Annotated in this window: 20 protein-coding genes; 10 read left to right on the top strand and 10 right to left on the bottom strand. The window is 68.2% G+C overall.

Going from position 1 to position 16,575, the window contains the following annotated elements; all coding sequences use genetic code 11:
* Nucleotides 1-35 precede the first annotated feature (35 nt).
* Genes HDA45_RS17175 through HDA45_RS17165 form a run of 4 tightly spaced genes read left to right on the top strand, consistent with a single transcriptional unit; the run spans nt 36 to nt 2,472 of the window.
* Nucleotides 36-761 carry a GAF and ANTAR domain-containing protein gene (locus HDA45_RS17175; RefSeq protein WP_184896533.1) on the top strand — a complete coding sequence of 242 codons (726 nt, stop codon included), beginning with the start codon at nt 36-38 and terminating at the stop codon, nt 759-761.
* A 31-nt stretch (nt 762-792) separates the two neighbouring features.
* Nucleotides 793-1,311: a GAF domain-containing protein gene (locus tag HDA45_RS17170; protein WP_343072086.1), complete on the top strand. Its 519-nt coding sequence runs from the start codon at nt 793-795 to the stop codon at nt 1,309-1,311.
* Between the two features lie 11 nt (nt 1,312-1,322).
* Nucleotides 1,323-1,505, top strand: coding sequence for an ANTAR domain-containing protein (locus HDA45_RS43055; RefSeq protein ID WP_343072084.1), 183 nt, complete (start codon nt 1,323-1,325; stop codon nt 1,503-1,505).
* A 52-nt stretch (nt 1,506-1,557) separates the two neighbouring features.
* The gene (locus tag HDA45_RS17165; RefSeq protein ID WP_184896531.1) at nt 1,558-2,472 is read left to right on the top strand and encodes a LysR substrate-binding domain-containing protein; all 915 of its coding nucleotides are present in this window, start codon (nt 1,558-1,560) and stop codon (nt 2,470-2,472) included.
* On the opposite strand, the gene HDA45_RS17160 is transcribed toward HDA45_RS17165, so the two are convergent.
* The gene (locus HDA45_RS17160; RefSeq protein WP_343072083.1) at nt 2,454-3,443 is read right to left on the bottom strand and encodes a small ribosomal subunit Rsm22 family protein; all 990 of its coding nucleotides are present in this window, start codon (nt 3,441-3,443) and stop codon (nt 2,454-2,456) included. The genes HDA45_RS17165 and HDA45_RS17160 overlap by 19 nt on opposite strands.
* Before the next feature lie 154 nt (nt 3,444-3,597).
* Here HDA45_RS17160 and HDA45_RS17155 point away from each other — a divergent pair, with 154 nt between their 5' ends.
* Nucleotides 3,598-4,014 (top strand): YciI family protein, encoded by a 417-nt coding sequence (locus HDA45_RS17155; protein ID WP_184896527.1) that lies wholly within the window; start codon nt 3,598-3,600, stop codon nt 4,012-4,014.
* A gap of 30 nt (nt 4,015-4,044) precedes the next feature.
* Nucleotides 4,045-5,313 carry an RNA polymerase sigma factor gene (locus tag HDA45_RS17150; protein WP_184896526.1) on the top strand — a complete coding sequence of 423 codons (1,269 nt, stop codon included), beginning with the start codon at nt 4,045-4,047 and terminating at the stop codon, nt 5,311-5,313.
* Nucleotides 5,314-5,319: 6 nt separating this feature from the next.
* On the opposite strand, the gene HDA45_RS17145 is transcribed toward HDA45_RS17150, so the two are convergent.
* A complete protein-coding gene (locus tag HDA45_RS17145) occupies nt 5,320-5,715 on the bottom strand; it encodes a sigma factor-like helix-turn-helix DNA-binding protein (protein WP_184896524.1) in 396 nt (131 codons plus the stop codon).
* Between the two features lie 123 nt (nt 5,716-5,838).
* The gene (locus tag HDA45_RS17140; RefSeq protein ID WP_184896522.1) at nt 5,839-6,711 is read right to left on the bottom strand and encodes a thermonuclease family protein; all 873 of its coding nucleotides are present in this window, start codon (nt 6,709-6,711) and stop codon (nt 5,839-5,841) included.
* A gap of 149 nt (nt 6,712-6,860) precedes the next feature.
* Between HDA45_RS17140 and HDA45_RS17135 the strand changes: the two genes are divergently transcribed.
* Nucleotides 6,861-7,148 (top strand): hypothetical protein, encoded by a 288-nt coding sequence (locus HDA45_RS17135; RefSeq protein ID WP_343072082.1) that lies wholly within the window; start codon nt 6,861-6,863, stop codon nt 7,146-7,148.
* A 6-nt stretch (nt 7,149-7,154) separates the two neighbouring features.
* Here HDA45_RS17135 and HDA45_RS17130 read toward each other — a convergent pair whose 3' ends face one another.
* The 4 genes from HDA45_RS17130 to HDA45_RS17115 form a co-directional block, all read right to left on the bottom strand.
* On the bottom strand, nt 7,155-8,846 hold the full coding sequence (locus tag HDA45_RS17130; protein ID WP_184896520.1) for a lactate permease LctP family transporter: 1,692 nt from the start codon (nt 8,844-8,846) through the stop codon (nt 7,155-7,157).
* A gap of 1 nt (nt 8,847) precedes the next feature.
* Nucleotides 8,848-9,630 (bottom strand): IclR family transcriptional regulator domain-containing protein, encoded by a 783-nt coding sequence (locus HDA45_RS17125; protein WP_184896518.1) that lies wholly within the window; start codon nt 9,628-9,630, stop codon nt 8,848-8,850.
* Between the two features lie 280 nt (nt 9,631-9,910).
* Nucleotides 9,911-10,318 (bottom strand): CoA-binding protein, encoded by a 408-nt coding sequence (locus HDA45_RS17120; protein WP_184896516.1) that lies wholly within the window; start codon nt 10,316-10,318, stop codon nt 9,911-9,913.
* 34 nt (nt 10,319-10,352) lie between these two features.
* Complete coding sequence (locus HDA45_RS17115) at nt 10,353-10,925, bottom strand: hypothetical protein (RefSeq protein WP_184896514.1); 573 nt, start codon at nt 10,923-10,925, stop codon at nt 10,353-10,355.
* 130 nt (nt 10,926-11,055) lie between these two features.
* Between HDA45_RS17115 and HDA45_RS17110 the strand changes: the two genes are divergently transcribed.
* Together HDA45_RS17110 and HDA45_RS17105 are read left to right on the top strand one after the other, a co-directional pair.
* Nucleotides 11,056-11,853 (top strand): 2-keto-4-pentenoate hydratase, encoded by a 798-nt coding sequence (locus HDA45_RS17110; RefSeq protein ID WP_184896512.1) that lies wholly within the window; start codon nt 11,056-11,058, stop codon nt 11,851-11,853.
* Nucleotides 11,850-12,611 carry a fumarylacetoacetate hydrolase family protein gene (locus tag HDA45_RS17105; protein ID WP_184896504.1) on the top strand — a complete coding sequence of 254 codons (762 nt, stop codon included), beginning with the start codon at nt 11,850-11,852 and terminating at the stop codon, nt 12,609-12,611. The genes HDA45_RS17110 and HDA45_RS17105 overlap by 4 nt, the downstream gene beginning before the upstream one ends.
* Here HDA45_RS17105 and HDA45_RS17100 read toward each other — a convergent pair.
* Entirely contained in the window at nt 12,592-13,476 is an 885-nt protein-coding gene (locus tag HDA45_RS17100; protein WP_184896494.1) for an alpha/beta fold hydrolase, read from the bottom strand. The genes HDA45_RS17105 and HDA45_RS17100 overlap by 20 nt on opposite strands.
* A gap of 13 nt (nt 13,477-13,489) precedes the next feature.
* Nucleotides 13,490-15,391, bottom strand: coding sequence for an ATP-binding cassette domain-containing protein (locus tag HDA45_RS17095; RefSeq protein WP_184896492.1), 1,902 nt, complete (start codon nt 15,389-15,391; stop codon nt 13,490-13,492).
* A 284-nt stretch (nt 15,392-15,675) separates the two neighbouring features.
* On the opposite strand from HDA45_RS17095, the gene HDA45_RS17090 reads away from it, so the two are divergent.
* A complete protein-coding gene (locus HDA45_RS17090) occupies nt 15,676-16,098 on the top strand; it encodes a hypothetical protein (RefSeq protein ID WP_184896488.1) in 423 nt (140 codons plus the stop codon).
* On the opposite strand, the gene HDA45_RS17085 is transcribed toward HDA45_RS17090, so the two are convergent.
* A complete protein-coding gene (locus HDA45_RS17085; protein ID WP_184896486.1) occupies nt 16,095-16,547 on the bottom strand; it encodes a cupin domain-containing protein in 453 nt (150 codons plus the stop codon). The two genes, HDA45_RS17090 and HDA45_RS17085, sit on opposite strands and share 4 nt — an antisense overlap.
* Nucleotides 16,548-16,575: the final 28 nt, after the last annotated feature.

Below are 16,575 nucleotides of genomic sequence, written 5' to 3'. Positions count from 1 at the left end.
GCTCGTCCGATCCCGGACACGCCGAAAGGCACGCCATGAGGCCTCAACGGCCCGATCGCGCCGCCCGAGTCTGGGCGAAGCTGCGTTTTCTCGCTTCGGAAACCGATTCGGCGGTGACGGTGGAACACACCTGCGTCGTCTGCGGAGACGTTCTCGAAGCCGCCGGAGTCGGGCTCACGCTCGTCACGGGGGGAGGGCTGGCCGAGCCGGTCTTCGCCACCGACGAACGCAGCCGCGAATTGGAAGATCTGCAGTTCACCTTGGGCGAAGGACCGGCTCTGGAAGTGCTGAACGGCGGTATGCTCCTCGTCGTAACGGATGTGACCAGTTCAGAGGCGGCACTCCGATGGCCGATGTTCGCGCCCGAGGCGATCGACAGAGGCGTGAAATCGATCATCGCGGTGCCCATTCAGGCCGGTGCGATCAAAATGGGCGTTGTCGACTGTTATCGCGATCTCGCCGGGTTCCCTTCGCGGGAAGGCCAGGCGGAGGCTCTGGTCTGCGCGGAAGCCGCGATCACCCTCGCCGTCGCCGATGTCGACGTCGGCAGGCCCGGTCTCGCCGAAGTGATCGATCTCGAATTCACCGAGCACCGCGCCCAGGTGCACCAGGCCACGGGCATGGTGTCGGTCCAGCTCTGCATCGGTCTCGGCGACGCGCTCGCCCGCTTGCGTGCCCACGCCTACGTGAACGACCGGAAGCTCGGTGACGTCGCCGAGGACGTGGTTCTGCGTCGGGTCACTTTCCGGCCCGTGCACTGAGGAGACATGTGCCCGAGGAGAGGCGAGAACGATGAACGACCCGGCGACGGTCCTGAGGGAAACCTTCGTGCAACTGGCGGACACCCTCGTCGATGATTTCGATCTCATCGAATTCCTCGATCTGCTCACGGTCCGGTGTGTCGAACTGCTCGACGTCTGCACCGCCGGGCTGTTGCTCGCCGATCAGTACGGCACGCTCACCATGGTGGCCGCGTCCGATGAACAGACCCGGCTGCTCGAATTGTTCCAGTTGCAGAATTCCGAGGGCCCGTGCCTGGACAGCTACCAGCACGCGGAACCGGTGGCCTGCCCGGATCTGGTGCGTGCGAGCGGAAGATGGCCGAAGTTCACGCGAGAGGCGGAAGCCTCGGGATTCCGTTCCGTGTACGCCTTGCCGATGCGGCTGCGCGAGGAGGTGATCGGCGCGCTGAACCTGTTCGGCACCCGGCCTGCGCTGCTCGGCGACGCCGGATTACGGCTGGGGCAGGCGCTCGCGGACATCGCCACGATCGGCATCCTGCACCACCGTCTGGTGCGGCGGCAGGAATAGTCACCGCGCAGTTGCAGACGGCGCTCAACAGCCGCGTGATCATCGAACAGGCGAAAGGCGTACTCGCCGAAAGGCTCCGGATCTCGGTGGACGAGGCGTTCGGCGTACTGCGCGCCTACGCGCGGACCAACCACGTCAGAATTCTCGCCGTGGCGAACGGAATCATCGATCGCACGGTGGAACTCCCGCGCTGAACGATACCGATTCGGCGCTTGTCCGCCGTCCGGCGATACCTAAAATGGATGGGTGTTTTCCCTGGAGCAGCTCGTGAGTTTCGTCGCGGTGGCCGAGGAACTGCACTACGGCCGGGCGGCGGAGCGGCTCTCGATGACCCAGCCGCCGTTGAGCAGGCGGATCCAGCTACTGGAGCGGGAGCTGGGAGTCGAACTTTTCGACCGTACGCACCGCACCGTCCGGCTGACACCCGCCGGACGGGTTTTTCTCGCCGAGGCAAGGAAAATACTGCGTTCGTCGCAAGAAGCGACCCTGTACGTCCGCCGGGCGAAAAGGGGTGAGGTCGGAGTCGTCACTCTCGGCTTCACCGCCACCGCGGCCTACTCGTATCTCGAGCGCGTTCTCGCCGCGGCCACCGCCGAAGTGCCCGGGGTCGATCTGGTGCTCCGCGAAATGACGACGTCGGCGCAGGTGGAGGAGCTGCTGGCGGACGGGCTCGACCTCGGCATGATCCGCCCGCCGGTCATCGGCGGCGACATCGTGACCCTGCCGCTGTGGCGAGAGCCGCTGCTGGCCGCCCTGCCGTCGGCGCATCCTTTGGCGCGGCGAAAAAAGAATCCCGAAATCCGCGACTTCGACGGCGAGCGGTTCATCATGTATTCGCCGTCGGAGGGCCGGTACTTCCACGATCTGCTCGTGGCGGTGTTCCGCGCGGCGCGCGTGCTGCCGTCGTACACGCAGTACCCCAGTCAGGTGCATACGGTGCTCGTGCTGGTCAAAGCGGATCTCGGCGTCGCACTGGTGCCCGCCGCCGCTGCCGCGCTGCGGTTCGAGGGTGTCGTGCTCCGTCCGGTGGACGGCATCGACGGCCGTCCGGTGGAACTCGAACTGATGTGGCGGCGGGGAAATGACAATCCGGCGCTCGGCGCGCTGCTCACCGCCATCGGCAAACTGGCCCGCCGCGGCCGTCAGTCCCTTGTGGACTGACCGGGCCAGCCGTCTCCCCATTCGGCGTCACGGGCCGCGCGATAGGCGGTGCCGTGCCGTTTGGTGACGATCGTTTCGGTGAGCCCGGATGCGGTGCACAGGGCGAGGCTGACCATGCCCTTGCGTTTGACCGGATGCCGCAGGATCCGGCCCTCGGCCCGTTCCGGTGCCGTGCGTGAGGCGACGACGTACGAGAACTTCTCGTCCTCGAAGCCGAGCGTCCCGGACTTGAGCTGGCGGTGCAGGCCGGTGCGCGGGAGGCGGGCGGAGAAATGGCACCAGTCCTTGCCGCGCGGGATCGGGCAGGCGCCTTCGTGCGGGCAGGGCGCGACGAGGGAGAGCCCGAGTTCGACGAGCTGATCCCGCGCCTCGACGATCCGTTCGTAGCCCGCGGGGGTGCCGGGCTCGATCAGCACCAGCATCCCGGCCTTGGCCGACAGCCAGCGGACGACGTCGGCCCGGCGGGCTTCGGGGAGCTCGCCGAGGACGTAGGAGAGGGTCACCAGATCGGCGTCCGGCGCGGGCGCGGCCGGGTCGATCAGGCCGCGTTGCCAGGTCGAGCCGCGGACGGCCTTGCCGTCGGCGCTCCCCGCGAGCCGCCGCCCCAGCGCGATCGCGCCGGGGACCTGCTCGACGACGGTGCTCTCCTCCAGCGACGGCCACACGTCGGCCGCCGCCCAGATCGCGGCACCGGTGCCGCCGCCGATGTCGACCTGCGTGCGCGGGGTGAACCCGGGAGCGCGGAGGGCGGCTTCGGCGAGGACGGCGTGCACGGCCGCGTAGGTGGCGGGCATCCGGTAGCCCGCGTACGCCGCGATGTCGGCTTCGGAGGACAGGATCGGCGCCGTGGCCGGGTTGTTCTCCCGGTACCGCGCGCTGAGCCGCTCGACGGACTGCGTCAACCTGTGCTGGGGGTATCGGCCCAGCTCCTCATCGAGGGCGGAGCGGAGGTTTTCGGGGAGAGCGGACACGGGGGAAGATTCTCTCACGGGTGGTTGACCTGCGGTTTTCCGCCTGCTCGAATACTCGCGGAAAAAAGTTCGGGGACCGTGTCGAAACCTGGGGTGCCCGATCGACGCGTTGGTGAGGCAGGGGACGAGCCCCCGCCGGGAACGGAGACCTGAGATGCGGTTCATGGTGATCGTGAAGAGCGACGAGAAGACCGACGTGGCCGGCGCCCAGCCGAGCGCTGAGGAACTGCAGGAGATGGGGAAGTTCAACGAGGAGCTGGTGAAGGCCGGCGTCATGCTCGCGGGTGAAGGACTGCTCCCGAGCGCCCAGGGTTTCCGCATCCAGTACTCCGGCGACACCGAGGCCAGGGTCGTCGACGGGCCGTTCGCCGAGAGCAAGGAGCTCATCGCCGGTTTCTGGATCCTGCAGGTCAAGGACAGGGCCGAGGTCGTCGAATGGATGAAGCGCGCTCCGTTCCGCGAGGGTGAGATCGAGATCCGCCAGATCGCCGAGATGGAGGACTTCGACCACGCCACCCCCGAGATCGTCGAGCACGAGAAGAAGCTGCGGGAGCAGGCCGAGGCGAACTAGTGGTTGCGGTCGTCGCGCGGACGATGTTGATTGGTCGGCGTGACGGCTACAGCAGACCCCCGTTCGGCGATCGACGCGGTGTGGCGGATCGAATCGGCCCGCCTCATCGCGGGTCTCGCGCGGATGACGCGCGACGTCGGCCTCGCGGAGGAACTGGCGCAGGACGCGCTGGTCGCCGCGCTCGAGCAGTGGCCTGAGTCGGGCGTCCCGAGGAATCCGGGCGCCTGGCTCATGACCACGGCCAAACGTCGTGCCGTCGACACCTTCCGGCGCAACGAGCGGTACGACCGGAAACTCGGCGAGATCGGCCGCGAGCAGGAGTTCGAGGAGGAACCCGACTTCACCGCGGGCCTCGACGACCACATCGAGGACGATCTGCTGCGGCTGGTGTTCACCGCCTGCCACCCGGTGCTTTCCACCGAGGCGCGAGTGGCCCTGACGCTGAAGATGATCGGCGGGCTGCAGACGCACGAGATCGCGCGGGCGTTCCTCGCCAAGGAAACCGCCATCGCGCAGCGGATCGTCCGTGCGAAGAAGACGCTCGGCGACGCCAAGGTGCCGTTCGAGGTGCCCGAGGGGGCGGACAGGGTCGCGCGCCTGTCTTCGGTGCTCGAAGTCATCTACCTGATCTTCAACGAGGGCTACTCGGCGACGGCGGGCGAGGACTGGATGCGGCCGGCGTTGTGCGAGGAGGCGCTGCGGCTCGGCCGGATCCTGGCCGGGCTGATGCCGAAGGAACCCGAGGTGCACGGGCTCGTCGCGCTGATGGAGATCCAGGTCTCGCGATCCGCCGCGCGGGTCGGGCCGAACGGTGAACCCGTGCTGCTGCTGGACCAGGACCGGACGAAATGGAACCGGCTCCTGATCGGCCGTGGCCTCGCCGCACTGGACCTCGCCGAGTCGCTCACCGGCGGCGCTTTCGGCGTCTACGCCGCGCAAGCCGCCATCGCCGCCTGCCACGCGCGGGCGCGAACGGGCGAGGAGACCGACTGGGGACGCATCGCCGTCCTGTACGAGGGCCTCGGGACGCTGAACCCGTCCCCGGTGATCGAACTGAACCGCGCGGTGGCGCTGTCGATGGCCGTCGGGCCGGAGGCGGGGCTCGAGGTCGTCGACAAGCTGACTTCGGAGCCCGCGCTGAAGTCGTACCACCTGCTGCCGAGCGTGCGCGGCGACTTCCTGGCGAAGCTCGGCCGCCTCGACGAGGCCCGCGCCGAGTTCGAGCGTGCCGCGGAGATGACCGGGAACGACCGCGAACGCACCCTCCTGCTGAACCGCGCCGCCGAGTGCACCCCCTGACCCGGGTCAGGCCGGGGTGGGGCGCAGCGCGGTCAGGGCGCGGTGCTGGCCCAGCCGGACCGCCTGCACGGAGCAGCCGAGCGCCAGCGCGGTGTCGTCGGTGGAAAGCCCGACGAGCGACCGCAGCACCATGATCTCGCGCTGCTGCCCCGGCAGCCCCGAAAGCGGATTCGGCAGTTCGGCGGCGGTCCGGTGGAAGTCGTCGACCAAACCACGCGTGACGTCGTAGGCGAAAGTGATGAGCGCGGGCGCTTGGGCCGCCCCGGCGAGGATCTCGAGACAGCTGTCCTTCGCCACCGCGTCGGCGGTTTCGTAGGTGCCCGAACGTCGTCCGATCCGCGCCCGGCAGTAGCGCACGACCAAGACGCGGATGGCGTCGACAAGCTTCGAAGCTGTCTCCATCCGCCCGCCGGTCTCCTCCGACCGCCGCGAACCGTGTACTCGCATCGGCTCCCTCTCCCACCTTTCAGATGAGCACGGTGGAGGGGGACGGAGGTACGGTCTTTTTGCCCACACCGGGGCCGGTCAGGCCTCGATGAAGACGATCCGTTCCGGTTCGATCGTCAGGTTCACGGTCTGCCGCTTCACGCTCACCAGCGTCTCGAATTCCGTGGCGTGCCCGTCCGGGACGGTGAACAGCCGGTCGTTGCGGGAATCGAGGAAGTCGGAGAAGCCGGTCAGCGAGACGCCGCCGCTCTCGTCGAGCGCGAGGTAGTCGACGAGCCTGCGGAACAGTTTCGGCAGGATCACCAGTTCGTCGGCCAGTTGCCGTCGCGACGAGAGCTTGAACCCGGAGTTCGTGACGTCGTCCGGCCACAGCCCGAGTCCGTCCTGGCGCGCTTTGACGGCGGCCTCGGCCAAGGCGTCACGGAGATCGGGGTAAAGCAGGGAATAGAACGTCGGGTAGACGAGTCCGTCCGCGACCTGCCGGTAGTTCGCGGAGTTCTTCAGCGTTTTGACGTCGAGATGGACCTTGGAAAGGTCGGCCGACCTTCCCGGCTGTTGCCCGGGAAAGGCGAACGCGACCGCTCGTCCGTATTTGTCGGCGAATCGCGTCAGTATGTGACCCGGTACCTTGATCGGGGTCGAGGAAGTGACCCTTCCCCGGTCGTCGCGTTGGACCGTTTTGAAGCCGAGGACCTTCAGCAGGTTCGCCGAGGCGGCGTCGGCGAATTCCGCGGGCTGATGCCACATCCCGCCGGTTCCCCTGGCCTGGTAATGCGTTTCGAGCGCGTCGATCGCGTCGAGCCGCAACTGCATCCCGCCCCGCGAATTCAGCCGGACTTTCAGGCCCGCCTTCTTGGTCGCTTGGGGATCGTCGGGATAGAACCGCACCGAATCGCCGTCCGGTGAGGCTCCGACAAGCTGGAACGTACCTTTGATCAGCGTCATGGGCATGTGGACAACGGTAGTTCCCATTCCGGTGAACGAACCTTCCGTTCATCCATCCAGACCAGTCGCCGGTAAAGATCAGATGACCATTGTGGACATTCTCGGAGATCTTCAAATGGTTGGCGCGAAATGATCATTTCGCCGATGCTGGCGGGATGACCGACTTCTCCTTCCGCTGGCGTGACCCGGTCACCGACGACGAGATGTCCGATCTCGTCCGTTCGCACGGCGGCGAGCCCGTGCCCGGCTGGTGGAACGGCATCCGGCGGCACAGTCTCGGCTGGGTCACCGCCCGGGATCCCGCCGGGAAACTGGTCGGTTTCGTGAACGTCGCCTGGGACGGTGGGGACCACGCCTTCCTGGGCTGCACGTCGACTTCGTGCCGGGGCTGCGTTCGTTCTACTTCGACGCCTGTGGTTTCCGGGCGACCGAGGCGGGCCTGATCCGGCTCACGGGCTCGGGATCATGAAGCTCAGCACGGTCGCCTGGAGCAGTGAGATCACCCCGACCACGGCGGTCAGGACGACCGACCACAGGAACGTCTGCCGCAGCAGCGCGCCTTCCTGCCCGCTCTGCCCGATCGCGGTGGCGCCGATGGACAGGTTCTGGGGCGAGATCATCTTGCCCATCACGCCGCCGGAGGTGTTCGTGGCGCCGGCGAGGATCGGGTCGACGTGCAGTTGCTGCGCCGAGATCACCTGCATCGGCCCGAAGAGACTGTTCGTCGACGCGTCCGAGCCGGTGAGGAAGACGCCGAGCCAGCCGATGTAGGCGGAGAACAACGGGAACAGCACGCCGGTGGTCGCGAGCGCGAGGCCGAGGGTCTGCGTCGCACCCGAATAGTTCATGACGAACGCGATCGCGAGGATCATGAAGATCGTCGCCAGCGCCCACCGCATCTGGTGCAGCGTCCGCCGGTAGGTGGCCAGCAGCAGACCCGGTTTCGCGCCCATCGCGAAACCCGCGACGATCGCCGCGATCAGGGCCACGGTTCCGGGAGAGTAAAGGAAATCGACGGTCAGCGTCGCCGCGTACGGGGAGTCCTTGGGCGTGATCGGCGCGTGCTGGACGACCTCCTTGTGCAGCCCCGGCCACGCGAACACCCAGTCGGCCTTGTGCAGCAGCTTCGTCAGGTCCAGCCATTCGGGCAGGTTCTTGAAGATCGTGCCGATCCGGGAAAGGAAGATCGCCGCGATCAGGACGACGTACGGCGCCCACGCGTACAGCGCGCCGCGTTCGGCCTTCGCCGCGCCGAGACTCGCCCCGGCCTTCACCGGTTCTTCGCCGTCGAAACGCCAAACCGCCGGCGGTTGCCAGAAGCGCGTGAGGATCCATAGCGAGGCCATCGCGGCCAGCGCGGCGACGACGTCCACGAGGCTCGGGCTGATGAAGTTCGAGGTGACGAACTGCATGACCGCGAACGACAGGCCCGCCGTCAGCACCGCGGGCCAGACCTCGATCATCCGTTTCCAGCCCGCGAGGACCACGATCAGGAAACCGGGGACGATCAACGCGAGCAACGGGAGCTGGCGACCGACCATCGACGAGAACAGATCCGTCGCCTGGTCCTGTTTCATACCGAGGATCGGCGCGGTCAGCCTGCCCAGCACGATGAGCGGGTTGCCGAGGCCGCCGAACGCGACCGGCGCGGTGTTCGCCAGCAACGCGAGCACGACCGCCTTCACCGGCGGGAAACCGAGCGCGGCCATCATCGCCGCGGTGATCGCGATCGGCGAGCCGCCGCCCGCGATCCCTTCCAGCAGCGCGCCGAAGCCGAACGCGATCAGCAGCGCCTGGAGGCGGCGGTCCTCGCTGAACCCGGCGAGGACCGCCTTGATGTCGTCGAACCGTCCGGTCGCGACGGTGACGTTGTGGAAGTACACGGCGTGGAAAGCGATCCAGGCCACCGACCACACCCCGAACACCAGCCCCATGGCCGCGGAGTCGAAGGCGAGCCCGGCGGGCATGCGGTACAGCAGTACCGCGACCAGCAGCGCGGTGATCAGCGCGAGCGCGGCCGAGAGCCGCGCCGATCGGCGCAGGACGCCCAGTGTCACCAGCAGCACGATGATCGGGAGTGCGGCGAGCGCGGCGGACAGCCACAGCCCGCCCGCCGGCTGGTAGTCCTGGATCCAGCCCACTTCAGCCCCTTTGCGCGCGGACGTAACCCAGCCGGAGCGACAGTGCGGCGGCGGTTCCGGCCACTGTCGCGCCCAGTTCGTCGGTGCGGCGGAGCACCCGGCCCGCGGGGCCCGCGATGCTGATCGCGGCGATCGGCCGTCCGGTGTGGTCGCGGACGGCGGCGGCCACGCAGCCGACGTCCGGTTCGTTCTCGATCTCGTCCACGGCCCAGCCGCGACGGCTCGTCCTGGCCAGGTCGTCGAGCAGCCGGGCGGGGTCGTTGATCGTCTTGAGCGTGAGACTGTCGAGTTTCATCCGGCGGATGCGTTCGACGCGGTCCTGTTCGGGCAGCGCCGCCAGCCACGCCTTGCCCAGCGACGTCGCGTGCTGCGGACGCCGAGTGCCGAGGCGGCAAGCGAGGGTGACGGCGTTGGCGCTGCGTTCGGTGGCGACGTAGACCATCGTGTCGTTGTCCGGCACGGCGAGGTACGTCGTCTCTCCGCTCCGCTCGGCGAGCGACGCCAGATAGCGCGGCGCGCACCGGTGGAGATCGGTCGCCGCCATCGCGCGGGCGCCGAGTTCGACCAGCCGGGTGCCGAGCCGCACGCGGCCGGTGGCGCGATCGGCTTCGAGGTATTCGAGGTTCTTGAGGGTGCCGACGATGCGGTAGGCGGCGCTCCGGGAGAGACCCAGTTGCCTGGCGATCGCGTTGGTGGAAATCTCCTGGTTCTGGCCGACGTGCTCGAGAACCGCTAGTCCGCGCTCGAGTGTGCCACTGGAATCCAGGCCGCGTGGTGTGCCCACTTCGCCCTCCGTTGGACCGGGGTACCGATGATCGGCACCTGTTTCCGCTAAGCGGATTCGGACGTTAACAGCTCGATCCAACGTTGGGAAGGTTTCTTAACGAACTGTCGACCGGACAAGTTTTCCCAGCTCGTGGCCTTGCGGTCAAGATCACCGGTTTGGACCAATCCGTTCGGCGGTTCCGATTGGGTGTATGAGTTCAGGGTCCATTTTTCTATTCACGGATATGAAAGAACCCTCGCCGGAAAAACGCGGCGAGGGTTCGGCCTGGAGTGTGTTTCTAACGGACTGAGAGGTTCGCGACCGCTCGGACGACCGCGGTGCAGCGGTCTTCGACGTAGTCCAAGCCGCCTTCTTCGGCGATCCGGCGGGCCTCGGCGGACACGATGCCCTGCTGGAGCCAGAGCGCCTTCGCCCCGATCGCGACGGCCTGTTCGGCGATCGGCGGGGTGTCCGCGGACGGGCGGAAGACGTCGACGAGGTCGACGGGCTCCGGGATGTCGGTGAGCGAGCGGTAGACCTTTTCGCCCAGCAGCTCGTCGGCCGAAGGATGGACGGGGATGATCCGGAACCCGTGTTCCTGCAGTACGGCGGCGACCCCGTGCGAGGCCTTGGCCGGATCGCGGCTCAGCCCTACGACGGCGATCGTCTTCGATCCGGCGAGGATCTCGGTGGCGCGATCGGTCATACCGGGTTCAACCACGCGGGGCGGGCGGGAATTCCTAGAGTTTCCAGAGCCGCAGGCCGCGCACGCGGTACACCGGCCAGACGACGTGCCAGGCGCGGCGCCGCAGGAAGACCGCGGAACAGGTCAGGACGCTGCGCGCGGACGTCGTCGCGACGTCGTGGCGGTCCGGCCAGCTCTCGCCGTGTCTTCCGGCGGCGATCCGGAAGACGTTGACCAGGCCGCGGCCCTGCATGTCGTACTTCGCGCCGGTGTCGCCGGAATCCGGGGTCAGTGACGCGATCTCCGGGCCGAAAGCGGTCGCCGGCGCCGGGCCCGCGTCGGCGGGGAGATCGCCGACGGTCGCCGAGATCGCCTTGCCGTAGAGGCGGCGGGTGTAGCGCCTGAGCAGCAGCCGCTCCCACAACGGGAGGACGCGGCGGTGCTTGAGCAGCGCCGAACACTCCGCGTGCCCGATCGCGAAGATGTCGGTCAGCTCGTCGTAGGCGTTGTGCACGGTGGGCTCGTTGAGGTGCACGCGTACCTCGTACCGGATGCGCGCGGTGAGCTCGTCGAGCTCCTCGCGGCGGTCGATCCTGGTCTTCGCCCGTGACAGCGACCAATCGGACATGGGAGCAGGCTAGGTGAAGATCGGGGTCGTGCGAGACCCTTTCGGCCTAATCTCGTCGTACCGGCCAGTGGAACGGGCACCTTGTGCGGGCCACAGCGAGGGGGCAGAGTTCGGCTGTCGGAAGGAGCCCATGGACGCCAGCACGCTGCAGGAGGCCGCGGCCGCGCTGCTCAGCGCGTACGAGACCGGCAAGCCGATCGCACCCCTGATCGAAACGTATCCGGCCGCGACCCTCGAGGACGCGTACCGCATCCAGCAGCGGGTCGTCCGCCACTGGGCCGAACGCGGCGACGGCGTGCGCGGGCACAAGGTCGGCCTCGCGTCCGCCGCCATGCAGCGGCAGATGGGCGTCGACCAGCCCGACTACGGTCATCTGACCGGCTCGATGTTCCACCTCGAACACCAGCCGATCCCGATCGGCGGTTTCCTGCAGCCGAAGATCGAACCGGAGATCGCGTTCGTACTCGGTTCGCGGCTGCGCGGTCCCGGAGTCACGGTGGCGGACGCGCTGCGGGCGGTGGACTTCGTGGTGCCAGCGCTGGAGATCGTCGACTCCCGCATCCAGGACTGGAGGATCAGCATCGTCGACACCATCGCGGACAACGCGTCCTCCGGTGGGGTCGTCCTCGGCAGCAGGCCGACCGCGATCGGCGACATCGACCTGCGGCTGGTGGGCTGCGTCCTGCACCAGAACGGCGAGATCGCGGCCACCGGAGCCGGTGGCGCGGTACTCGGCTCGCCGGTGAACGCGCTGGTGTGGCTCGCGAACACGGTCGGGCCGCTCGGTGTCGCGCTCGAACCGGGGCACGTCGTGCTGCCGGGTTCGATGACGCGCGCGATCCCGGTGAGCCCTGGCGACACCGTCGTCGCGACGATGGCGGGCCTCGGCAGTGTCACCGCGAAGTTCTCCGGGGAGGAGCGGCCGTGAGCCTTGACGTGAGGGAGGCCGCGGAAGCGCTGCTGTCCGGTGAAGAGCGCGAGCCGCTGACAGACGAGTGGCCCGATTTGGACGTCGAAACGGCGTACGCGATCCAGGCCGAGGCGCTGCGGCTTCGGCGGGCGCGCGGCGAGACCGTCGTCGGTGTCAAGTTGGGGATGACCTCGCGGGCGATGCAGCGAAGCATGGGTGTCGACACGCCGTTGCTCGCGTGGCTGACCGACGCGATGGTCTTGCCCGCCGGCGTCCCGGTGCCGTCGTTGATCCACCCGCGCGCGGAGCCCGAGCTGGTTTTCGTGCTGGGCAAACGGCTCGCGGGCCCCGGCGTGACGGCGGCGACCGCGATGGCGGCGGTCGACCGGGTCCACGGTGGCATCGAGATCATCGACAGCCGGTATCGCGACTACCGCTTCGAACTGCCGGACGCCGTGGCGGACAACGGTTTCTCCGCGTACTTCACGTTGGGTCCCATCGGCGTCGATCCGTCCACAGTGGACCTTTCGCTGGAGGCGGCGCTCCTGGAGGTCGATGGTGCCATCGTCGACACCGCCACCGGTGCCGCCGTGCAGGGGCACCCGGCGGAAGCCTTGGCGCTGGCGGCCAACGCCCTGGGAGCCCGTGGGCTCGCGCTGGAGCCGGGCTGGATCGTGCTCACCGGCGGGATGACCGACGCCGTCGAGCTGCACCCTGGATCACGGGTGGCGGCGCATTTCTCGCATCTGGGCTCGATCACGCTCGCCGGGTCTTGACGTCGGCGCGCTCCGTCGTCCGGATCAGACCACGCACCAGCCGCGGCCAGATCGCGCGCGGGAGGTCGTGCCCCATCCCGGGGACGACGTCCAATTCGGACTCCCGCAGCGCGCGGGCCGTCGCCCGGCCGCCGGACACGTGCACAAGCGGATCCTTCGCGCCGTGCACGACGAGGGCGGGCACTTCGACCTTCCGCAACGCGCGGAAGCGGTCCCGACCGGACAGGATCGCCGCCAGCTGCCGGGCGGACCCGCCGGGATCGACGCCGCGATCGAAGGACCGTTCCGCGCGTTCACGCATCCGGGCCTCGTCGAAGGGGTAACCCGGCGAGCCGATGACACGGAACGTGCGCACCAGGGAATCGACGTACTCCTCGCGGCCGCGAGGGGGCGCCGAAAGCAGCATCGTCATCGCCTTGGCGCTCGGCCGTCCGACGAACCGGTTGCCGGTGGTCGACATGATCGACGTCAGCGAGCGCACCCGCGACGGGTACTCGATGGCCAGCGTCTGCGCGACCATCCCACCCATCGACGCGCCCACGACGTGCGCACTCCCGATGCCGAGTTCGGTCAGCAATCCGGCGGCGTCGCCCGCCATGTCCGCCAGGGAGTACGGCGCCGTGCGCAGGGTGTACGCCAGCGGCAGGCTCACCCGTCCGGTCATCCGGCTGGACCGGCCGGCGTCCCTGTTGTCGTAGCGGATGACGAAGAAACCCTCGGCCGCGAGGTGCTCGCAGAATTCGTCGTCCCACCAGATCATCTGCGAGGCCAGGCCCATGATCATCAACAGCGGCCTGCCGTCCGGCGAACCGAACGTCTCGTGACACAGCTCGATGCCGTTCACCTCGGCGATTGTCTCCGGCATCAGCACAGTGTGACTACTCACCGCGATACGCGCGAGCCTGGATTTCGTAGAGCTCGTGATAGAGACCCCCTTCCTCGATGAGTTCGGTGTGCGTGCCCTGTTCGATCAGCCGTCCTTTCTCCAGTACCAGGATCCGGTCGGCGGAACGGATGTTGGCCAGCCGGTGGGTCACCAGGATCGTCGTGCGCCTGCCGGCTCCGGACACGCTCGCGTGCCGCAGCCCGGCGAAGACCCGTGCCTCGGCCTTCGCGTCGAGCGCGGCCGTCGGCTCGTCGGCGACCAGGACTGCGGCGTCGCGGTAGATCCCGCGGGCGATGCCCATCCGCTGCCATTGCCCGCCGGAGAGGTCCTGGCCGTCGTTGAACTTCTTGGACAGCACCGTTTTCTCCTTGGCGGGCAAGGATTCGATCACCTCGTCGGCGCCGGAGGAGAGGATCGCGTCCTGCCAGGCCGCGCGGTCCGGATCCGCCCGGCCGAGGCGGCCGACGGTCACATTGTGCTCGGCCGTCATCGGCCACTCGGCGGGATCCTGGGCGATCACGGCGATGTTCGCGTGCACCGACTCGTGATCGGCTCCCGCGAGATCGACGTCGTCCCAGGAGACTTTCCCCTCCGTGGGCGGATACAGCCCGGTGAGCAGTTTGCCGAGCGTGGTCTTGCCCGAACCGTTCTCGCCGACGAGGGCGATCACCTCGCCGCGCCGGATGGTCAGCGAAACCTCGCGCAATGCCGGGGTTTCCTGGCCGGGATAGGTGAAACTCACGTTCTCCAGCCGGATCTCCGCCGGATCCGGCGGCGCGAGGACCCCGTCCTTCACCGGGCTGCGTTTCACGGATTCCCGAAGCAGCCGCTGGAAGAAGGCGATGTAGAACGACTCCTCGTACATGGCGTTCACCGCGCGCATCGTGACGGACAGCGAGTTCGACGCCGTCCGCATGGCGAGCGCGGCCGTCCCGGCGAGGGCGAGTTCCATCTGCCCGCTGTAGAGCAGGAGACCGAGCACCAGATACGCGATCGCGGTGCCCACCCCGGCGGCGGCGCGACCGGTCAGCCTGACCAGGTTGCTGCGATGCGCGAGCCGGACCTCCTCGCGCATCAGGCTTTCGGTGATCCGCCGGTACTCGCTCAGCAACGGCTCCTGGAGGGTGAGCGCGTGCCGTTCGAGGGCGAAGGCGCGCCAGGTGGCCACCTCTTCGACGATCCTCTTCCGGATGTTCCGGCCGACGGTGTCGAGATAATGCCGGTAGTTCAGCCGCGCGACCTTGGCCGCCGCCCAGCCGTCGGCCGCCGCCGCGAGCAGCAGCACCGGCGCGAGCCACGGATTCAGCAGGCCCGCCGCCACCAGCGCGGCGATCAGCGAGATCAGCGCCGACATCAGATCCGCGATCCAGCGCAGGCTCATCTCGATCGACCGGACCCCGTCCCGCGCGCCCTGCCTGGCCAGCTCCCGGAAATCGGCGTCCTCGAAGGCCAGCAACCGGACCCTGACCATGGCGGCGGTGACCTCGTCGCCCGCCGAGGTCACGACCCGCGGCCGGAGCGTGCCCTCGACCGCGGCCACCGCCGTGTCCAGCAGTGCGCGCAAGGCATACGAGCCGATGACGATCGCCAGCGCGGGCAGCGATTCCAGCACCCTGTCCGGGGTCGGCCCGTTCTCCAGCAGGGCGGTGAACACGTTCGCCGTCGCCAGCAGGCCGAACGCCGTGACACAACCGGAAAGAACGTGGACGACGCCGGCGAGCAGGGTCAGCCGCGTCGACGTCCGCCAGGCCAGCCGCAGCACGATCGCCACGGCGGAAGGGAGCGCGCGGATGGCCTTGACCATCCCCGCGTCGGCAACGGCCTCATCGGGCGTGGCCCACTCGGGCATCTTCAGGTTCTCGACCCCGATCAGGGGCACGGTCGCTTCGGGCACTCCTCTCTCTTTACGCGCCCCCACCGACAGTTCCGAGACCCGAAGGGTTCGATCGGGTCTCGTGAGCGGCACCGCACTCACGTGCTCAAGCCCGGATCTCGCGTGATTGGGGACGGAACTCACGTGATCAAGCACCGCACACCCGAGTGCGGCCTCCAATCACGCGAGTTCTGTCCCCAATCACATGAGTTCCGTCCCCAATCACGCGAGTCACGCCTTCAGCCCCCGCCCGCCATGCGCTACGCTCTCGCTAGAGCGATCTATCAAATCGCAAGGGGGCGAACATGGAAGCTCTTCGGGACCGAGGACTCACCGCGTTGCGGCTGATCCTGGCCTTCACGCTGTTGTCCACCACGCTGCACTACGCGCACAACGTGATCAGGGCGGCGGACTACCCGCAGATCGAGGGGATCCCGGTCGGGGTCGCCGCCACCTTGGTCGCCGTCGTGTACTTCGTCCTGACCGCGATCGGCCTGCTCGGCTACCGCGACTACCTGCGCGGACGTTACTGGCGGGCGCTCGTGTTCCTGATGGTCTTCTCGCTGTCGGGGCTGGCGAGCCTCGGGCACTTCCTGACCGGGGTGCCGCAGATCCCGGCGTTCTGGTTCGTCACGATCTTCACCGACGGCGCGGCCGCGCTGCTGCTGTGGGGCTTCGTGACCTGGGCGTCGGCGAAACTCAATCGGATGCCCACCGCCGTGGCCTAGCCGTAGGTGATGTGGTGGGGCGCGGCGACCTCGTTGATCTTCGCCGGATCGATCGCGCCCTGGGTGAAGACGGCCGGTCCCGCCTCGAACAGGTCCTCCAGATAGTGCTCCCAGCCGCCGGGGGACGAGATCTGGAGAACCCGGGGCGGCTCGGAGACGCGGCGCAGGGCGTGCGGGACGCCGCGCGGCAGCAGGGCGAACATGCCCTTGGTCGCGATGTGGCTCTCGTCGTCGAAATCGATCCCGAGCTCGCCTTCGAGCACGTAGATGCACTCGTCGGCCTCGTGGTGCACGTGCCGCGGGATGTCCATGGCGACGGTGACCTCGAGTAGCGAGAACCTCGTCTCGGTGTCTTCGGTCATCGCCTTGACGCTGAAAGCGGGCGGCAGCGGCACGCGGCCTGGTCGCGCCTCGCCGGGTTTCAGCAGGACGAAACGATCCTTCGACATGGTATTCTCTCCTTCAATCGGAAGCGGA

It is taken from the genome of Amycolatopsis umgeniensis (assembly GCF_014205155.1).
Classification (GTDB): Bacteria; Actinomycetota; Actinomycetes; order Mycobacteriales; family Pseudonocardiaceae; genus Amycolatopsis; species Amycolatopsis umgeniensis.
This window is presented reverse-complemented; position numbering and strand designations above follow the sequence as displayed.

What these genes read in the sequence shown, in the direction of transcription:
- HDA45_RS17175 (WP_184896533.1), top strand. Translation starts at nt 36, where the DNA reads ATGAGGCCTCAACGGCCCGATCGCGCCGCCCGAGTCTGGGCGAAGCTG.
- HDA45_RS17170 (WP_343072086.1), top strand. Translation starts at nt 793, where the DNA reads ATGAACGACCCGGCGACGGTCCTGAGGGAAACCTTCGTGCAACTGGCG.
- HDA45_RS17155 (WP_184896527.1), top strand. Translation starts at nt 3,598, where the DNA reads ATGCGGTTCATGGTGATCGTGAAGAGCGACGAGAAGACCGACGTGGCC.
- HDA45_RS17145 (WP_184896524.1), bottom strand. Translation starts at nt 5,715, where the DNA reads ATGGAGACAGCTTCGAAGCTTGTCGACGCCATCCGCGTCTTGGTCGTG.
- HDA45_RS17140 (WP_184896522.1), bottom strand. Translation starts at nt 6,711, where the DNA reads ATGCCCATGACGCTGATCAAAGGTACGTTCCAGCTTGTCGGAGCCTCA.
- HDA45_RS17135 (WP_343072082.1), top strand. Translation starts at nt 6,861, where the DNA reads ATGACCGACTTCTCCTTCCGCTGGCGTGACCCGGTCACCGACGACGAG.
- HDA45_RS17120 (WP_184896516.1), bottom strand. Translation starts at nt 10,318, where the DNA reads ATGACCGATCGCGCCACCGAGATCCTCGCCGGATCGAAGACGATCGCC.
- HDA45_RS17115 (WP_184896514.1), bottom strand. Translation starts at nt 10,925, where the DNA reads ATGTCCGATTGGTCGCTGTCACGGGCGAAGACCAGGATCGACCGCCGC.
- HDA45_RS17110 (WP_184896512.1), top strand. Translation starts at nt 11,056, where the DNA reads ATGGACGCCAGCACGCTGCAGGAGGCCGCGGCCGCGCTGCTCAGCGCG.
- HDA45_RS17100 (WP_184896494.1), bottom strand. Translation starts at nt 13,476, where the DNA reads ATGCCGGAGACAATCGCCGAGGTGAACGGCATCGAGCTGTGTCACGAG.
- HDA45_RS17090 (WP_184896488.1), top strand. Translation starts at nt 15,676, where the DNA reads ATGGAAGCTCTTCGGGACCGAGGACTCACCGCGTTGCGGCTGATCCTG.
- HDA45_RS17085 (WP_184896486.1), bottom strand. Translation starts at nt 16,547, where the DNA reads ATGTCGAAGGATCGTTTCGTCCTGCTGAAACCCGGCGAGGCGCGACCA.